This is a genomic window from Stenotrophomonas sp. 57, from assembly GCF_030291075.1.
GTDB lineage: Bacteria > Pseudomonadota > Gammaproteobacteria > Xanthomonadales > Xanthomonadaceae > Stenotrophomonas.
On record NZ_CP127407.1, the window covers coordinates 2,575,095 to 2,589,861 of the forward strand.

Annotated in this window: 14 protein-coding genes; 12 read left to right on the forward strand and 2 right to left on the reverse strand. The window is 67.8% G+C overall.

Annotated elements, in window-relative coordinates; translation table 11 throughout:
• Positions 1-8: 8 nt before the first annotated feature.
• Positions 9-887: a sterol desaturase family protein gene (locus QP512_RS11810; protein WP_286068746.1), complete on the reverse strand. Its 879-nt coding sequence runs from the start codon at positions 885-887 to the stop codon at positions 9-11.
• 211 nt (positions 888-1,098) lie between these two features.
• Between QP512_RS11810 and QP512_RS11815 the strand changes: the two genes are divergently transcribed.
• From QP512_RS11815 to QP512_RS11845, 7 genes are all read left to right on the forward strand, one after another.
• The gene (locus QP512_RS11815; RefSeq protein WP_286068747.1) at positions 1,099-2,004 is read left to right on the forward strand and encodes a LysR family transcriptional regulator; all 906 of its coding nucleotides are present in this window, start codon (positions 1,099-1,101) and stop codon (positions 2,002-2,004) included.
• 92 nt (positions 2,005-2,096) lie between these two features.
• A complete protein-coding gene (locus QP512_RS11820; RefSeq protein ID WP_286068749.1) occupies positions 2,097-2,747 on the forward strand; it encodes a DsbA family protein in 651 nt (216 codons plus the stop codon).
• 35 nt (positions 2,748-2,782) lie between these two features.
• On the forward strand, positions 2,783-3,790 hold the full coding sequence (locus QP512_RS11825; protein WP_286068751.1) for a cyclase family protein: 1,008 nt from the start codon (positions 2,783-2,785) through the stop codon (positions 3,788-3,790).
• A gap of 220 nt (positions 3,791-4,010) precedes the next feature.
• Positions 4,011-4,625 (forward strand): translesion DNA synthesis-associated protein ImuA, encoded by a 615-nt coding sequence (gene imuA / locus QP512_RS11830; RefSeq protein ID WP_286068752.1) that lies wholly within the window; start codon positions 4,011-4,013, stop codon positions 4,623-4,625.
• Between the two features lie 9 nt (positions 4,626-4,634).
• On the forward strand, positions 4,635-6,044 hold the full coding sequence (locus tag QP512_RS11835; protein ID WP_286068753.1) for a DNA polymerase Y family protein: 1,410 nt from the start codon (positions 4,635-4,637) through the stop codon (positions 6,042-6,044).
• A gap of 6 nt (positions 6,045-6,050) precedes the next feature.
• Positions 6,051-9,161, forward strand: a complete 3,111-nt coding sequence (locus QP512_RS11840) for an error-prone DNA polymerase (protein ID WP_286068754.1) — start codon at positions 6,051-6,053, stop codon at positions 9,159-9,161.
• 239 nt (positions 9,162-9,400) lie between these two features.
• On the forward strand, positions 9,401-9,907 hold the full coding sequence (locus QP512_RS11845) for a hypothetical protein (protein ID WP_286068755.1): 507 nt from the start codon (positions 9,401-9,403) through the stop codon (positions 9,905-9,907).
• 134 nt (positions 9,908-10,041) lie between these two features.
• On the opposite strand, the gene ptsJ is transcribed toward QP512_RS11845, so the two are convergent.
• Positions 10,042-11,328, reverse strand: coding sequence for a transcriptional regulator PtsJ (gene ptsJ / locus QP512_RS11850; RefSeq protein ID WP_286068756.1), 1,287 nt, complete (start codon positions 11,326-11,328; stop codon positions 10,042-10,044).
• Between the two features lie 76 nt (positions 11,329-11,404).
• On the opposite strand from ptsJ, the gene QP512_RS11855 reads away from it, so the two are divergent.
• The 5 genes from QP512_RS11855 to QP512_RS11875 all read left to right on the forward strand — a co-directional run bounded on the left by QP512_RS11855 (position 11,405) and on the right by QP512_RS11875 (position 14,709).
• Complete coding sequence (locus tag QP512_RS11855; protein WP_286068757.1) at positions 11,405-12,178, forward strand: YggS family pyridoxal phosphate-dependent enzyme; 774 nt, start codon at positions 11,405-11,407, stop codon at positions 12,176-12,178.
• Positions 12,175-12,876, forward strand: coding sequence for a glutamine amidotransferase (locus QP512_RS11860; RefSeq protein ID WP_286068758.1), 702 nt, complete (start codon positions 12,175-12,177; stop codon positions 12,874-12,876). Before QP512_RS11855 ends, QP512_RS11860 begins: the two co-directional genes overlap by 4 nt.
• The gene (locus QP512_RS11865) at positions 12,873-13,097 is read left to right on the forward strand and encodes a hypothetical protein (protein ID WP_286068759.1); all 225 of its coding nucleotides are present in this window, start codon (positions 12,873-12,875) and stop codon (positions 13,095-13,097) included. The genes QP512_RS11860 and QP512_RS11865 overlap by 4 nt, the downstream gene beginning before the upstream one ends.
• A gap of 179 nt (positions 13,098-13,276) precedes the next feature.
• Complete coding sequence (locus tag QP512_RS11870) at positions 13,277-13,786, forward strand: RNA polymerase sigma factor (RefSeq protein ID WP_286068760.1); 510 nt, start codon at positions 13,277-13,279, stop codon at positions 13,784-13,786.
• Entirely contained in the window at positions 13,783-14,709 is a 927-nt protein-coding gene (locus QP512_RS11875) for a FecR domain-containing protein (RefSeq protein WP_286068762.1), read from the forward strand. The genes QP512_RS11870 and QP512_RS11875 overlap by 4 nt, the downstream gene beginning before the upstream one ends.
• Positions 14,710-14,767: the final 58 nt, after the last annotated feature.

The following is a 14,767-nucleotide window of genomic DNA, read 5'->3' on the forward strand; positions in this document are numbered from 1 at the left end:
ATGTTCGGTCATCCGCGCCTGCGCAGGCCTTCCGGCAATTCCGGCACTTCACCATGCGGAAGCTCGCGGAACGGCGCCAGCAGCTGCCCGGGGTAATCACGCGGATAGTCCGGCTGGCTGCCGATGCCGAGGTCGTGCTGCTGCAGCCGATAGCCCGGCGCATCGAAGGCGGTCCCCAGCAGGTGATCCCAGACGGTCAGGAACAGGCCGAAATTGACGTCGCCGGCGGTGCCATAACGCATGTGATGGAAACGGTGCAGCGGCGCCCACGCCATCACCCGGCCCAGCATGCCCGGGCGCATGTCCACGTTGGAGTGCTGCAACAACAACTGGATGGCGATGGCGAAGGCCAGTACCGCGGCCACCGGCATCGGCAGGCCCAGCAGCAGCAGCGGCAACACGCCGCCCACCGCTTCGGCCGCCTGGTGCAGCGGGTGTTTCATCAGGCCGTTGAAGCCATACATGCGGGTGACGCTGTGATGCACGGCATGCAGGCGCCATAGCCAGCCGATGCGATGGCTTGCATAGTGCACCAGCGTGATGCCGAGATCGGCAGCGATGATGGCCATCAGTATCTGCAGCGCAAACGGCCACTGCACGGGCCAGACCTGCCACGGAATGATCGCCGCCAGCAACGGCACGGTGGCGATCGACAGCAGGTTCAGGCCTTCGTTGACCAGTGCGTGCAGGGTGTCGCGCACGCTGTCGTCCTGATCATGGTTGAACACAGGGTCGTAGGGCCAAGCACGCTCGGCGGCGAACGAGACCGCGCTGGCGACCGCCAGCAAGGCCAGCAACCATAGCGGATCACCGTGGCAGCGGCCGACCCAGACGACGGCAACAGCAACGAAACCCAGCAGGAACAACGGGGCGTACAGGCGGAGCATCCAGTGCTTCATGGGCAACCCGGTAAGTGAGGGGCCTGCATGCTGGCGTGGGATGCGGGTTACTGGCTTGAACAAACGGCGCAACCGGCGCCCCCTTGGTGAACGCCGACCTTGGTCGACACCGCGGTTGCCACATCCACGCACGGCGTGGTTCTACGACCCGGTGCATGGCATGGATCTACAATGGCACCTTCATCGCACCGGGAACGGCATGGATTCCTTCAACCTGATGCGCGCCTTCCGCCGCATCGTCGAACGCGGCGGGCTGGCCCGCGCCGCCGAAGACCTGGGCATGTCGCCTGCCGGCCTGAGCAAGCAGCTGCGCACACTGGAAGCGCACCTGGGCGTGGTCCTGCTGCAACGGACCACGCGGCGCATGAGCCTGACCGAGACCGGCCATGCCTATTACCGCGAATGCTGCCGCCTGCTCGACGAACTGGACGCGCTGGAACGCGGCATCGCCGAACAGCGCGGTGAGGTGGCCGGGCGCCTGCGCGTCAATGCGCCACAGTCGTTCGCGCTGAGCACGCTGTCGCCGTTGCTGCCACGCTTCCTGCAGCAGCATCCGCAGCTGTCGTTGGACCTGGTGATGGAAGATCGCCTGCTCGATGCAGTCGGCGAAGGTTTCGATGTGTCGCTGCGGCTGCGTGCCGAGCTGGATGATTCACGCCTGGTGGCGCGCCGGCTGGCGTCGCTGCAGCAGGTGCTGTGCGCGGCCCCGTCCTACCTGCAGCAGCACCCGGCACCTCAGGCAGTGGACGACCTGCAGGTCCACAGCGTGCTGGCCTACAGCCTGTCCGACTCGCCCGGCAGCTGGCCGCTGCTCGGCCCCGATGGACAGGTCACCATCACCCTGCCGGCGCGCGTGACCGTCAACAACAGCCTGCTGCTGCGCGACCTGCTGGTGGCCGGCATGGGCATCGGCGCGCTGCCTTCGTTCCTGGCCGCTCCGGCAATGGTGCGGGGCGAACTGCAGCAGGTGCTGCCCGACCACCGCTATCCGCCGCGCTTCGTGCATGCGGTCTATCCCACCTCGCGCCACCTGCAGCCCAAGGTACGCGCCTTCATCGATTTCCTGCACGCCGAGCTGCCCGGCTGCGCCGGCCTGGATTCGTAACCGCCAGCGAAAACTGAGCTGCCCGCGGCGTGCTGTTTCGGCCCCGCCGCGCTGCCTACTCTGCCGCCTCCCCTCTCACCGATGGCAGGCAGATGTCTTCCGTTCCGTCCCCCACCACCGCCGCGCCGGTGGTCGATTTCTTCCACGACGTGGTCTGCGGCTGGTGCTTCGTGCTGGCCCCACGCCTGCAGCAGGTCTCCGCCGAACTCGGCATCCAGGTGCGCCACCGCAGTTTCGTGCTGCAGGACTCGCGCGCGCAGATGGTCGAGGTGTTCGGCTCGATGGCGCGTGCCAAGGCAGTCATCCTGCGCCACTGGACCGACTGCGCCGCGCATGAAGACACCGCGCGCATCGATATCGAAGGCATGCGCGCACAGGACTTCGAATATCCCTCTGGCTGGCTTGGCGCACTGGCCTGCCAGGCCGCCGGGCTGATGGGCGGCAACGATGCCCATGGCGCGATGTTCGATGCCGTGCAGTGGGCGCACCTGCACCAGCACCGCAACATCGGCGATGCCGAAGTCCTGCTGGATATCGCCGAATCGCTGGGCCATCGACGTGGCGCCTTCGCTGACCACATGCACAGCGACGCAGTGCGCCAGCGCGTGCAGGCCGATCGCGCCGAAGCCGCTGCCCTCGGCATCCGTTCCATACCCACCGTGATCGGCGACAACGGCCTGCGCCTGCAGACCCTGCCGCTGCCACACCTGCGCCAGGCCCTGGCGCCCCTGGTCGCGGCCTGAGCCGCCCCCTCCCCCACCCTGCAAGGAGATTTCCCATGACCCCACGTACCCTGGCCACCGCGCTGGCCCTGCTGGTGGCCACCACCGCCGCTTCCACCACGGTGTCCGCGCACGAACGCGTTCCCTCCGGCCAGCAGGTCGGCACCAGCCCCTGGGGACCGAAGGATGAGATCGGCCGCCTCAACCTGATCACCGAGGCCTCGCGTGCGGCGATCCTGTCGCGGGTCAGCGGCGGCAAGGCCTATGACCTGGCCACCGAGTACTACGTCGGCATGCCCAGCTGGCAGGACGCCGGCGACCCGCACTACCAGTTCTGGATGACCCACACCCCGCGCGGCACGGTGATGGATGATCCGATGGGCGTGGGCGAGACCATGAACCTCACCCGCAGCTACACCGGCACCGCGTTCTCGATGTACAGCCACACCGGCACCCACATCGATGCCCTGAACCACTTCGGCATCCATGGAAAGATCTGGAACGGCTTCGAGGCCGACAAGCACCTCGGCGACCGCGGCTGGAATGTCACCGGCATCGAGAAATTCCCGCCGCTGATCGCGCGTGGCGTGCTGATCGACGTGGCCGGCGCCAAGGGCGTGGACATGCTGCCGGACAGCTACCGCGTCACCCGCCAGGACCTGAAGGATGCGCTGGCACGCCAGAAGGTGAAACTGCAGCAGGGTGACGTGGTGCTGATCCGCACCGGCCGCATGCGCCTGTTCGAGCAGCCCAGGGCGTACATGGCCAACCCGCCGGGCATGGGCCTGGACGCGGCACGCTTCCTGGTGGAGGACAGCGGCGCGATGATCGTCGGTGCCGACAACCTCAGCTTCGAGACCTTCCCCTCGGAGGTGTCCGACGACTACGTGCCGCTGCATACCTACCTGCTGGCCCAGCAGGGTGCGCCGATCATCGAGCTGGTGGCGCTGGACGAACTGGCTCGCGACAAGGTCTACGAGTTCGCCTTCATCGGCGGCCCGCTGAAGATCCGTGGCGGCGATGCCGCACCGCTGCGCCCGGTGGCATTGCCAGTGCGCCTGTAACCGGGAGCTGTGGGTGCCGACCTTGGTCGGCACTCCTTTTTACCCTTCAGCAACCTGAAACCCAGTCCGCCGATTTCATTAGTAATTCTACTCACAACGCGAGTAGCATGTCCGGTCTCAGCCCCTGATACCGGCCCGTCGATACTCGCGCCATGCCCGCCGTTTTCGCCCATCCCTGCCGCTTCCAGCCCGCCCGGCGCCTCCCTTGGAGGATCGGCTGATGGGCGCCGTCGTCGCCCTCGACCGGCTGCTTGACGGCCGCCAGCTGTGGCGCGGCCCGGCCCGCCAAGGGCCCGCCAGCGACCATCTGGCCAGCGGCCATCCGGCGCTGGACGCGCGCTTGCCCGGCGGCGGCTGGCCGGCCAGCGGGCTGTGCGAGGTACTGCAGGTGGCGCCCGGCGGCGGTGAGCTGGCGCTGGTCTGGCCCGCACTGGCGAAGCTGAGCCAGCGCGACCGCCCGATCGTGCTGGTCGCCCCCCCCTACCGCCCGCATGCCCCGGCCTGGGCCGCAGCCGGGCTGGACCTGGCCCAGCTGCAGATCATCCATGCTGCGCCGAAGCAGGCGCTGTGGGCCGCAGAACAATGCCTGCGCTCTGCCGCCTGCGCGGCGGTGCTGTGCTGGCCACACCAGGCCGATGACCGCGCCCTGCGCCGCCTGCAGGTCGCCGCCGAAAGCGGCCAGTGCCTGGGCTTCGTGTTCCGCGAGGCGCAGGCGGCGCGCAACCCTTCTCCGGCCAGCCTGCGCCTGCAGCTCGACCATGGCCAGGTGCGGGTGCTGAAGTGCCGAGGCGGCCTGCCGCCGGCGCAGCCGTTGCCGCTGGCCATCGTCCACTGAGGTCGCGCCATGCACTGGGCCTGCCTGTTGTTGCCGCAGCTGGCGCTGGACAGCGTGCTGCGCCTGCAGCCGGACCCGCAGCGGCCACTGGTGCTGCTGCAGGGGCCGGCACAGCGTCGCGTCCTGCGTGCGGTCAGCCCGTCGGCACGCGCAGCGGGGCTGCGCCCGGGCATGCTGCTGTCGGCTGCGCAGGTGCTGGTGCAGGACATACACCTGCACGACTACGACCCGAACGCCGAACAGCACACCCGGCAGCTGCTGGCCAGCTGGGCCTACGCCTACAGCTCGCAGGTCAGCCTCGATTTCCCGCATGCACTGGTGCTGGAGATCGGCGCCAGCCGCGCCCTGTTCGGCGACTGGCTGACAATCGAAAAGCGCCTGCGCAACGAACTGCATGAACTCGGTTTCCGCCATCGCCTGGTGGCTGCACCCACCGCGCATGCCGCGCGCGTGCTGGCCAACGTCCACGATGGCCTCGGCATCGATGCGCAGCAGCTGCCGGCGGCGCTGGCACAACTGCCGTTGCCGCGCTGCGGCCTGCCCAGCGAAGCGGTGACGGTGCTCGGCCGCTCCGGCCTGCGCACGCTGGGTGCGGTGCTCGAACTGCCGCGCGACAGCCTGGCCCGGCGCTTCGCACCGGACGTGCTGCAGCAGCTGGACGCACTGCGTGGCCTGCCCACCGCGCCCCTGCGCTACTACCAGCCACCGGACCGGTTCGATGCGCGCATCGAATTCGAGTACGAGATCGAATCCAGTCAGGCCCTGTTGTTCCCGCTGCGTCGACTGCTACTGGACCTGGCAGCGTTCCTGTGTTCGCGCGATGGCGGCGTGCAGCGCTTCGACCTGCATTTCGAGCATGACCTGCTCCCGGCCAGCGTGCTGACCATCGGCCTGCTGGCCCCCGAACGCGATGCTGCGTTGCTGTTCGAAATCGCACGCAACCGCATGGAGGCCTTCGCCCTGCCTGCCGGCAGCCGTGCACTGCGCCTGCAGGCCGAGCAGCTGCCGCCGTTCGTACCGGCCGCGCGCGACCTGTTCGACACCCGGCCGGCACAGGCGATGCCCTGGAACCAGCTGCGCGAGCGCCTGCGCGCGCGGCTGGGCGATGACGCCGTACAGCCGCTGGCGGTACAGGCCGACCATCGCCCCGAGCGCGCCAGTGGTATCCAGCCCCCGACCAAGCCGCCCGCTTACTGGCCACTGCGCCCAGGCTGGCTGCTGGACACCCCGCAACCACTGCGTGACCCGCGCCTGCGCATCATCGCCGGGCCGGAGCGGATCGAATCGGGCTGGTGGGACCAGGCCGACGCACGGCGCGACTACTACGTGGTGGAAACCGCGCACGGCCAGCGCGGCTGGGCGTTCCGTGAGCGCAACGATCCGCATGCGCCGTGGATGCTGCACGGCTGGTTCGGCTGAGCCGCCATGCACAGTGAACTGCCCGGCTACGCCGAACTGCACTGCCTGTCGGCCTTCAGCTTCCAGCGTGGCGCCTCGATCGCCGAAGAACTGTTCGCGCGCGCCGCCGGCCAGGGCTACCGCGCGTTGGCGATCACCGACGAATGCTCGCTGGCGGGCATCGTGCGCGCCTGGCAGGCCGCGAAGACGCATGGCGTGGCGCTGATCGTCGGCGCCGAATTCCAGGTCGAGGATGGGCCGAAACTGGCCCTGCTGTGCACCGACCAAACCGCCTATGCCGGGCTCTGCCAGTTGATCACCACCTGCCGGCGACGGGCGGCCAAGGGCGAGTACCGCTGCCTGCGCGACGATCTGCTCGGCCTGCCCGACGGCCTGCTGTGCCTGTGGCTGGACCGGCAACCGGCGGCCACCGAGCTGGAACTGCTGCGTGCCGGCTTCGATGATCGCCTGTGGCTGGCAGTGGAGCTGCATCACGAACACGACGATGCGCGCCGCCTGCAGCAGCTGCAGTCCTTCGGCGAACGCCATCGCCTGCCGCTGGTGGCCAGTGGTGATGTGCACATGCATGTACGCCGCCGCCGCGCCCTGCAGGACACGCTGACCGCGATCCGCCACCGCTGCAGCGTGGCCGAAGCCGGTTGGCGCCTGTTTCCCAACGGCGAGCGCCACCTGCGCCCGCGTACCGCGCTGGCCCAGCTGTATCCGCCCGAACTGCTGGCCGAGACCCTGCGCATCGCCGAGCGCTGCCACTTCACCCTCGAGCAGCTGCAGTACACCTACCCGCGCGAACTGGTGCCGGAGGGCCACGACCCGGACAGCTGGCTGCGCGAGCTGGTCGAAGAAAAGATTCCATGGCGTTGGCCAGAAGGCGTCAAGGACGCGCAGCGCAAGCAGATCGAACATGAGCTGGCGTTGATCCGCGAGAAAAACTACGCCTCCTACTTCCTTACTGTGCATGACATCGTGCGCTTCGCCCGCAGCCAGGACATCCTCTGCCAGGGGCGTGGCTCGGCGGCCAATTCGACGGTGTGCTTTGTGCTGGGCGTGACCGAGATCGATCCTGCGCGCAGCAATCTGTTGTTTGAACGCTTCATCTCCGCCGAGCGCAATGAGCCGCCGGACATCGACATCGACTTCGAGCACGAGCGCCGCGAGGAAGTGCTGCAGTACGTGTTCAAGCGCTATGGCCGTGAGCGCGCCGCACTGACCGCAGTAGCAATCAGCTACCGTGGCCGCAGCGCGATCCGCGACGTGGCCCGTGCGCTCGGCCTGCCGATGGACCAGGTCAACGAACTTGGCGCTGCGATGGACCACTGGGGTGGCAGCATCCCGCTGCCGGACACCCTGCGCGAGCGCGGCTTCGACCCCGGCACGCCGCTGATGCGGCGGCTGCTGTCACTGACCGATGAGCTGATCGACTTTCCGCGCCACCTGTCTCAGCATCCGGGCGGTTTCGTCATCTCCGAGCATCCGCTGTCGACCCTGGTGCCGGTGGAAAACGCGGCGATGGCCGACCGCACCGTCATCCAGTGGGACAAGGACGATCTGGATGCCACTGGCCTGATGAAGGTCGACTGCCTGGCGCTGGGCATGCTCACCGCCATCCGCAAATGCCTGGCGATGCTGAAGCAGCACGGCCTGCATGAAGGACGCATGGATGCGATCCCGCCCAAGGATGCAAAGACCTTCGACATGATCTGCGCCGCCGACACCATCGGCGTGTTCCAGATCGAATCGCGCGCACAGATGGCGATGCTGCCGCGCATGCAGCCACGCACGTTCTATGACCTGGTGATCGAGGTGGCGATCGTGCGCCCTGGCCCGATCCAGGGCGACATGGTGCACCCCTATCTGGAGCGGCGGAGGATCCTACGCGAGCGAGGCCCGGATGCACTGAACGACCCGGACAACCCGCTCTATCCACCGCAACTGGAACGCGTTTTCGCACGCACGCTGGGCGTTCCGCTGTTCCAGGAACAGGTGATGCAGCTGGCGGTGGAAGCGGCCGGCTACACGCCGGGCCAGGCCGATGCCCTGCGCCGTTCGATGGCGGCGTGGAAGCGCCGTGGCGGCCTGGAGCCGCATCGTGAGAAGCTGCTGGCCGGCATGCTCAAGAACGGCTTCAGCCGCGAGTACGGCGAGCACCTGTTCGAGCAGATCAAGGGCTTCGGTGATTACGGTTTCCCGGAAAGCCATGCTGCCAGCTTCGCCCTGCTGACCTATAACAGCTGCTGGCTGAAGTGCCATCACCCCGCCGCGTTCACCGCCAGCCTGATCAACAGCCAACCGCTGGGGTTCTACAGCCCCGACCAGCTGCTGCAGGATGCACGCCGCCATGGCATCCGCGTGCTGCCGGTGGACGTGCGCCACAGCGACTGGGACTGCACCCTGGATTTCAGCAAGGGACCGGCGGCGATCCGGCTCGGCCTGCGCCTGATCGACGGCTGCAACGAAGCGGCCGTGCAGGCCATCACGCGCGAGCGTGCGCGGCGCCCGTTCGACGATGTCGGTGACCTGTGCCAGCGTACCGCCCTGGACCGCCGCCATCAGGGCCTGCTGGCCGATGCCGGTGCGCTGCGCGGGCTCAGCGGCCATCGCCATCGCGCACGCTGGGATATCTCCGGTGTAGAACACCGGCTGCCACTGTTCGACCAGACCCACGCCACCACCGAAGCCCGCGTGCCGTTGCCACTGCCCAGCGCATGGGACGACATGCAGGCCGATTACCGCAGCACCGGCACCACCCTCGGCCGCCATCCGATCTCGTTCCTGCGTGTGCAACTGCGCAGTCGCGGTTGCCTGGATGCCGCACAACTGGCGGGGCACGGCCATGGCCGCCGCGTGCGCATCGCCGGCCTGGTACGCATGCGCCAGCGCCCGCAGACCGCCAGCGGCGTGACCTTCCTCACCCTCGAAGACGAGACCGGCATGGTCAATGCGGTGGTCTGGCGGCATCTGGCCGACCGCCAGCACCGGGTGCTGGTCGACACCCAGCTGATGCAGATCGACGGCCGCCTGGAACGCGTTGATGGCGTGCAGCATGTCATCGTGCAGCGCATGCACTGCCTGGATGAGCTGCTGCAGGGCCTGCGCAGCCACAGCCGCGATTTTCACTGATACCGGGAATGACGGCGCAAGGGCTAGTGAGCGATGGCTGCTGCGTGATGTCGCCTGGATGATGGCGACTGAATGATGGCCACTGGGTAGAGTCGACTGTCAGTCGACCAGCGCGTCAGCGCGGGGATTTCCGCGGCCTGATCGAACAGCAGTCGACTAACAGTCGACTCTGCCCAGTCGGCTCTACCCATCCTCTTTTGCATCCGCTATCGTCGGCACATCCAAGGAAGGACGATCCGATGCCCCGCGCACTGCTGCTGACCACGTTGATGGTCTCGACCCTTGCCCTGCTCGTTTCCGGCTGGACCGCCTGGAGCCTGCATCGCAGCCAATCGCCAGAGCGGATCATCGAAGCGCGCGGGCTGGTCATCCACGATGCAAGCGGCCAGCCGCGGGTGATCCTCGGCGCACCGGTCCCCGATCCGCTCAGCCAGGGCCGCACCCAAGGCCCGCGCGCCACCGCGCTGTCCGGCCTGATCCTGCTTGGCCCCGATGGTTCCGAGCGCGGCGGTTATGGCACCAGCGACCGCGGCGGCGAAGCCCTGCTCACCCTCGACGATGCCACCGGCACCACCGAAGTCTTCAAGGTCGTCGCCAACCCGGACCGTGGCGCCAGCCTGATGGTCAAGCACCAGAACAACACCGGCGCCATGCTCACCTCCTGGCAGGGCAAGCCGGAACTGATGTTCCTCGATGACAGCGGCCAGGCCTACTACGTGCGCCCGGGTGCCAACGCCGCGCCCTGATCTTCTTCTGTAGAGCCGAGCCATGCTCGGCTTTGCTTCATCTTTGTAGAGCCGAGCCATGCTCGGCTGCTGTTGCTAGAAGCAGTCGAGCATGGCTCGACTCTACATGACGGGCAGTCGAGCATGGCTCGACGCTACACCCCACACACCGCCGCGAGGTCATCGGCCAAGTGCCGCAACTGCGCCGCCCCCAGTGCCGCGCAGGTGATGCGCAGGCCATGCCCCGGCGCCGCCACCGCGAACACCTCACCCGCGCGCACATGCCATCCGCGCGAAGCCAGTGCCAGCACCTGGGGATGGCTGTCGGCCTGCAACGGCAGCCACAGGTTCAATCCTTCCATCGGCTGTGCCGTCGGCAGGCCACGCGCATGCAGCAGCGTCTGCAATGACTGCAGCCGCTGCTGGTAACACTCCCCCGCCGAGGCGATCTTCGCCCGTTGCGACGCCGACGCCAGTACCGACGTCGCCGCATCCTGCAGCAGGTGACTGACCCAGCCAGTACCGGACGCCAACCGCAACCGCAGCCGCATCGCAGTCTCTTCATCGCAGGCCAGCCAGGCCAGCCGCAGGTCCGGGCCCAGCGGCTTGGACAGCGAGCGCAGCAGCGCCCAGCGCCGGCCATCCAGCGGCAGCACCGAGTGATAGGCCTGCTGCGAGAGCAGTGCGTAGTGATCGTCGATCAACACCGCCACCTGCGGATAGGCGGCCAGCAGCTGGCGCAATGCGCGTGCCCGCTTCGCATCCAGGCTGGCCCCGGTCGGATTGTGCGCCCGTGGGGTCAACAGCACCGCGCGTGCGCCGCTCTCCAGTGCCTGCCGCAGCGATTCGACCTGCATACCGTGTTCATCCACCGCCACCGGCAACGGCGCGTGGCCCACGGCGTTGAGCACATTCAGGCTGCCAAGAAAGCACGGATCTTCCACCGCGATGCGATCGCCCGGCAGCAGCCACGCCGCCAGCAGGCGTTCGATGCCATCGACCGCGCCATGGGTCAGCTCCAGCGCGTACCCATCAGGGCAGTCCACATCCAGCGAAGCGCGTGCCAACGCCTGCAGTCGCGGGTCGACTGTACCCACGCCATACAGCCGCGGTGCCGCTGCGGCCAGGCGCAGGCTGGGCAGCAGGCGCGGATCCGGGTTGCCACCGGCCAGGTCCTGCAACGCCAACCCCGGCGTACTGCCCTCGCGCGCCAGCATCGGCGGCAGGCCACGCACCACCGTGCCGCGCCGGCCCGCGGTGCTGGCCAGGCCCGCCGCGTCCAATCGCTTGTAGGCGGCAGCCACGGTGTTGCGATTGACCCCCAGCTGATCGGCCAGATCGCGCACCGGCGGCAGCACGCTGCCGGCTGGCAGACGGCCCTTGCCGATGCCATCGCGGATGCTGTCGAAGATCGACTCGGCGCTATGCCCGGTGATTTTCATTTTGTCCTATGCCAAAATAATTATTGTCCTGTGCCAGTGTATCCCACCCTGGCCGCCCTGCATTGGAGGTACCCGCATGCCCCTTGCCGCCGCCGACTGGCCCGTCGCCCAGTCTGTTGAACAGATCGCCGCCAACCTGGTCACGGTGCGACAACGCATCGCCGATGCCTGTGCCCGCGTCGGCCGGGATCCGGCCAGCGTGCGCCTGCTGCCAGTCAGCAAGACTGTCGATGACGCCCGCATCCGCATGGCGGTGGCCGCCGGTTGCCACGAACTGGGCGAGAACAAGGTGCAGGAGGCACAGCGCAAGGCCGAGACAATGGCCGACCTGGACGTTCACTGGTCGGTCATCGGCCATCTGCAAACCAACAAGGCGCGCTACGTGGCGCGCTTCGCCAGCGAATTCCAGGCGCTGGACAGCCTGCGCGTGGCTGAAGCGCTGCAGCAGCGCCTGCAGCTGGAAGACCGCACACTGGATGTATTCGTCCAGGTCAACACGTCTGCCGAACCCAGCAAGTACGGTCTGGAACCCGATGCCGTGGAGGCATTCGTGCAGCAGCTGCCAGCCTTCGACCGGCTACGCGTGCGTGGCCTGATGACCCTGGCCATCTTCACTCCCGAAGTCGAACGTGTGCGAGCGTGCTTCGTGCGCCTGCGTGAACTGCGCGACCAGCTGCAGCATACCGCCCCGCCCGGCATCGACCTGCCGCAGCTGTCGATGGGCATGTCCGGCGACTTCGAAGTGGCCATCGAGGAAGGCGCCACCGTGGTCCGTGTCGGCCAGGCCATCTTCGGCGCCCGCGCCACTCCGGACAGCATCTACTGGCCGAACAGCGGAGCCCCGGCATGAAGCACGCGGTTGTCCTGCAACACGTTGCCTTCGAGGACCTTGGCACCCTGCAACCGTTGCTGCTGGCCCAGGGCTGGCAGCTGCAGGTGCTGCAGGCGGGTGTAGATGCACTCGATCCGGCCGAAGCGGCTGACCTGCTGGTGGTGCTGGGTGGCCCGATCAGCGTCAACGATGTTGATCTTTACCCGTTCCTCAACGATAGCATCGCGCTGTTGCAAGGGCGTTTGCAGCAGCAGCGCCCCACCCTTGGCATCTGCCTTGGCGCGCAGCTGATGGCGCGTGCGCTGGGTGCCAGCGTTGTGCCCAGTGGCGGCAAGGAGATCGGTTTCGCGCCGCTTCTGCTTACCGATGATGGCCAGCGCTCACCGCTGCAGGCACTGCAGGGCATTCCGGTGCTGCACTGGCACGGCGAGGCGTTCGAACTACCAGTCGATGCACGTCGCCTGGCCAGCACGCCGGCCTGTCGCCACCAGGCCTTTGCCATTGGCCACCACGCACTGGCGCTGCAATGCCACCCGGAACTGGATGCACGCCAGTTCGAGCGCTGGCTGATCGGCCACACGCTGGAGCTGGCCCAGGCCGGTATCGACCCCAACGATCTACGCGCGCAGGCGCGCCGCTATGGCGCACCACTGGCCGCAGCCGCCACTGCGATGTTCGACCACTGGCTGCAGGACCTGCAGGAGATACCGCGATGAACTACCGATTGCAGATTCACCGCGATGGCGCCTACTGGGGCCATTTCGATTGCAGCGGCCCCGATGCACTGCAGCGCTTGGACGGCATCGCCGCACAGCTGCCTGCCGACCAGGGCTTCCAGTTGAAGCGGCAAAAGGGTGTCGGCGAGGAGCGCATCCTGTCCAGCAATGCCGACGGACTGCGTGTGCTGGCCGCGCAGATCCAGTACCGCGATCTCTGACGATCGTCACGGTAGTGCTGGCCGCATGCCAATCTTCCACCCTGCTGACCTTGCCACGCGGCAACCACCACCCGTCGACGCACATCGCATATGGATGCAAATGATTCTCTTTTGCTGTAAGGTGCAGCCGCTGCCCTTGCCGCCGCGGGCTGTTCCCTTTCCCAGTTGTCGCCCGCCCCGTGTCCACGCCTGTCGAACCGACGGATGTCGCGCAGCTGTGCGCGGCCCATTACCGGCCGCTGCACGCCCATGTCCGCCGTAAACTCCCGCAACGCAGCGATGCCGATGACGTCGTCCAGGAAACCTGGCTGCGCGTCGTCAAAGTTGCCGCCAGCGGTCTGCTGAGCAACGGCCGCGCGTACCTGTACCGCGTCGCCCACAACCTGATCGCCGATCACTACCGGCAACGCCAGCGCCGTCGCGAAGAGGCGCTGGAGGACGCGCAACTGCATGCCATCGCCGATCCCGCGCCCCTGCCCGAACAGCGCCTGCTTGATGCCGAACAGCTGCGCCACCTCGATGCCATCATCGCCGCGCTGCCGCCACGCTCGCGCCAGGTGTTCCTGCTGGCCCGTGTGGAGCAGATGGCATTGGCCGAGATCGGCCGGCAGCTCGGCATCAGCCGCCAGACCGCGCACGGCCATCTGCTGCGCGCCCTGGTCGCGTTGCAGCAGGTGCCGGGCGCATGAGCCAGGAGACCATTGCACGCGAAGCTGCGCGCTGGTGGCTGGATGCGCACGATGGCGACCGTGATGAGAACGCGTTCGAGCAATGGTGCCGGGCAGATCCACGCCATGCGGCGCAGTACCTGCACCTGCAGGAGCTGTGGCAGGCCGGCGCGGCGACGCCCAGCCTGCAGCGGCAGCAGCGACGACGGCAGCGCCGCCGCCTGGGTGAAGCCGGCCTTGCGGTGCTGCTGCTGTGCGCGCTCGGCCTATACAGCCGGCATGCTTCGCCACCCGCCGCACAGGTACTGCGTACGGCGTCCGGCGAGATCCGCGACGAAACTCTGACGGACGGTTCACATGTGCTGCTCTCGCCGGGCAGCGAAGTGCACGTGCGCATCGACGCACAGCGTCGCCAGCTCCAGCTGGAGCGCGGCCAGGCCTGGTTCCAGGTCAGCGTCGACGCTGCGCGACCGTTCCAGGTGCATACCCCGCACGGTACCGTCACCGCGTTGGGTACCGCCTTCGATCTGGCGGTACAGCGTGATGGCAGCGTGGTCACAGTCACCGACCATCGCGTCAGCGTGGTGTCCGGCAGCAGCACCGTCCAAGCGTCCGAGGGGCAGCAGATGCGTTTCGACGGAAAGACGCGGGCCCTGCCGCGCGCCGCCGATGCAGGTGCACTGGCCTGGCGCGAGCGACGGCTGCACTGGGTATCGGCGCCGCTGACCGAGGTCACCCAGGGTCTCGACCGCTGGCACGGTGGGCACACCTGGATCATCGGGGCGCGACTGCGGCAACAGCCGGCCACTCTGTTGGGCAGCGCAGACGGCGCCGCCGGCAACCGCGACCAGCTGGCCGCGCAGCTGCACGTGCGCGTACTGCGCCTTGGCAACGGCGTACAGGTGTGGTTGCCGCCGCGTGCGGAGCATCGTGATGGACCCTGACAACCAGCCCATGGCTGCGTCTACCCAGGATGACGACGCTCTGCGTCAGCCCCTGGAG

What these genes read in the sequence shown, in the direction of transcription:
- QP512_RS11875 (WP_286068762.1), top strand. Translation starts at nt 13,783, where the DNA reads ATGAGCCAGGAGACCATTGCACGCGAAGCTGCGCGCTGGTGGCTGGAT.
- QP512_RS11840 (WP_286068754.1), top strand. Translation starts at nt 6,051, where the DNA reads ATGCACAGTGAACTGCCCGGCTACGCCGAACTGCACTGCCTGTCGGCC.
- QP512_RS11835 (WP_286068753.1), top strand. Translation starts at nt 4,635, where the DNA reads ATGCACTGGGCCTGCCTGTTGTTGCCGCAGCTGGCGCTGGACAGCGTG.
- QP512_RS11825 (WP_286068751.1), top strand. Translation starts at nt 2,783, where the DNA reads ATGACCCCACGTACCCTGGCCACCGCGCTGGCCCTGCTGGTGGCCACC.
- QP512_RS11810 (WP_286068746.1), bottom strand. Translation starts at nt 887, where the DNA reads ATGCTCCGCCTGTACGCCCCGTTGTTCCTGCTGGGTTTCGTTGCTGTT.
- imuA (WP_286068752.1), top strand. Translation starts at nt 4,011, where the DNA reads ATGGGCGCCGTCGTCGCCCTCGACCGGCTGCTTGACGGCCGCCAGCTG.
- QP512_RS11860 (WP_286068758.1), top strand. Translation starts at nt 12,175, where the DNA reads ATGAAGCACGCGGTTGTCCTGCAACACGTTGCCTTCGAGGACCTTGGC.
- QP512_RS11865 (WP_286068759.1), top strand. Translation starts at nt 12,873, where the DNA reads ATGAACTACCGATTGCAGATTCACCGCGATGGCGCCTACTGGGGCCAT.
- QP512_RS11845 (WP_286068755.1), top strand. Translation starts at nt 9,401, where the DNA reads ATGCCCCGCGCACTGCTGCTGACCACGTTGATGGTCTCGACCCTTGCC.
- ptsJ (WP_286068756.1), bottom strand. Translation starts at nt 11,328, where the DNA reads ATGAAAATCACCGGGCATAGCGCCGAGTCGATCTTCGACAGCATCCGC.
- QP512_RS11855 (WP_286068757.1), top strand. Translation starts at nt 11,405, where the DNA reads ATGCCCCTTGCCGCCGCCGACTGGCCCGTCGCCCAGTCTGTTGAACAG.
- QP512_RS11815 (WP_286068747.1), top strand. Translation starts at nt 1,099, where the DNA reads ATGGATTCCTTCAACCTGATGCGCGCCTTCCGCCGCATCGTCGAACGC.
- QP512_RS11820 (WP_286068749.1), top strand. Translation starts at nt 2,097, where the DNA reads ATGTCTTCCGTTCCGTCCCCCACCACCGCCGCGCCGGTGGTCGATTTC.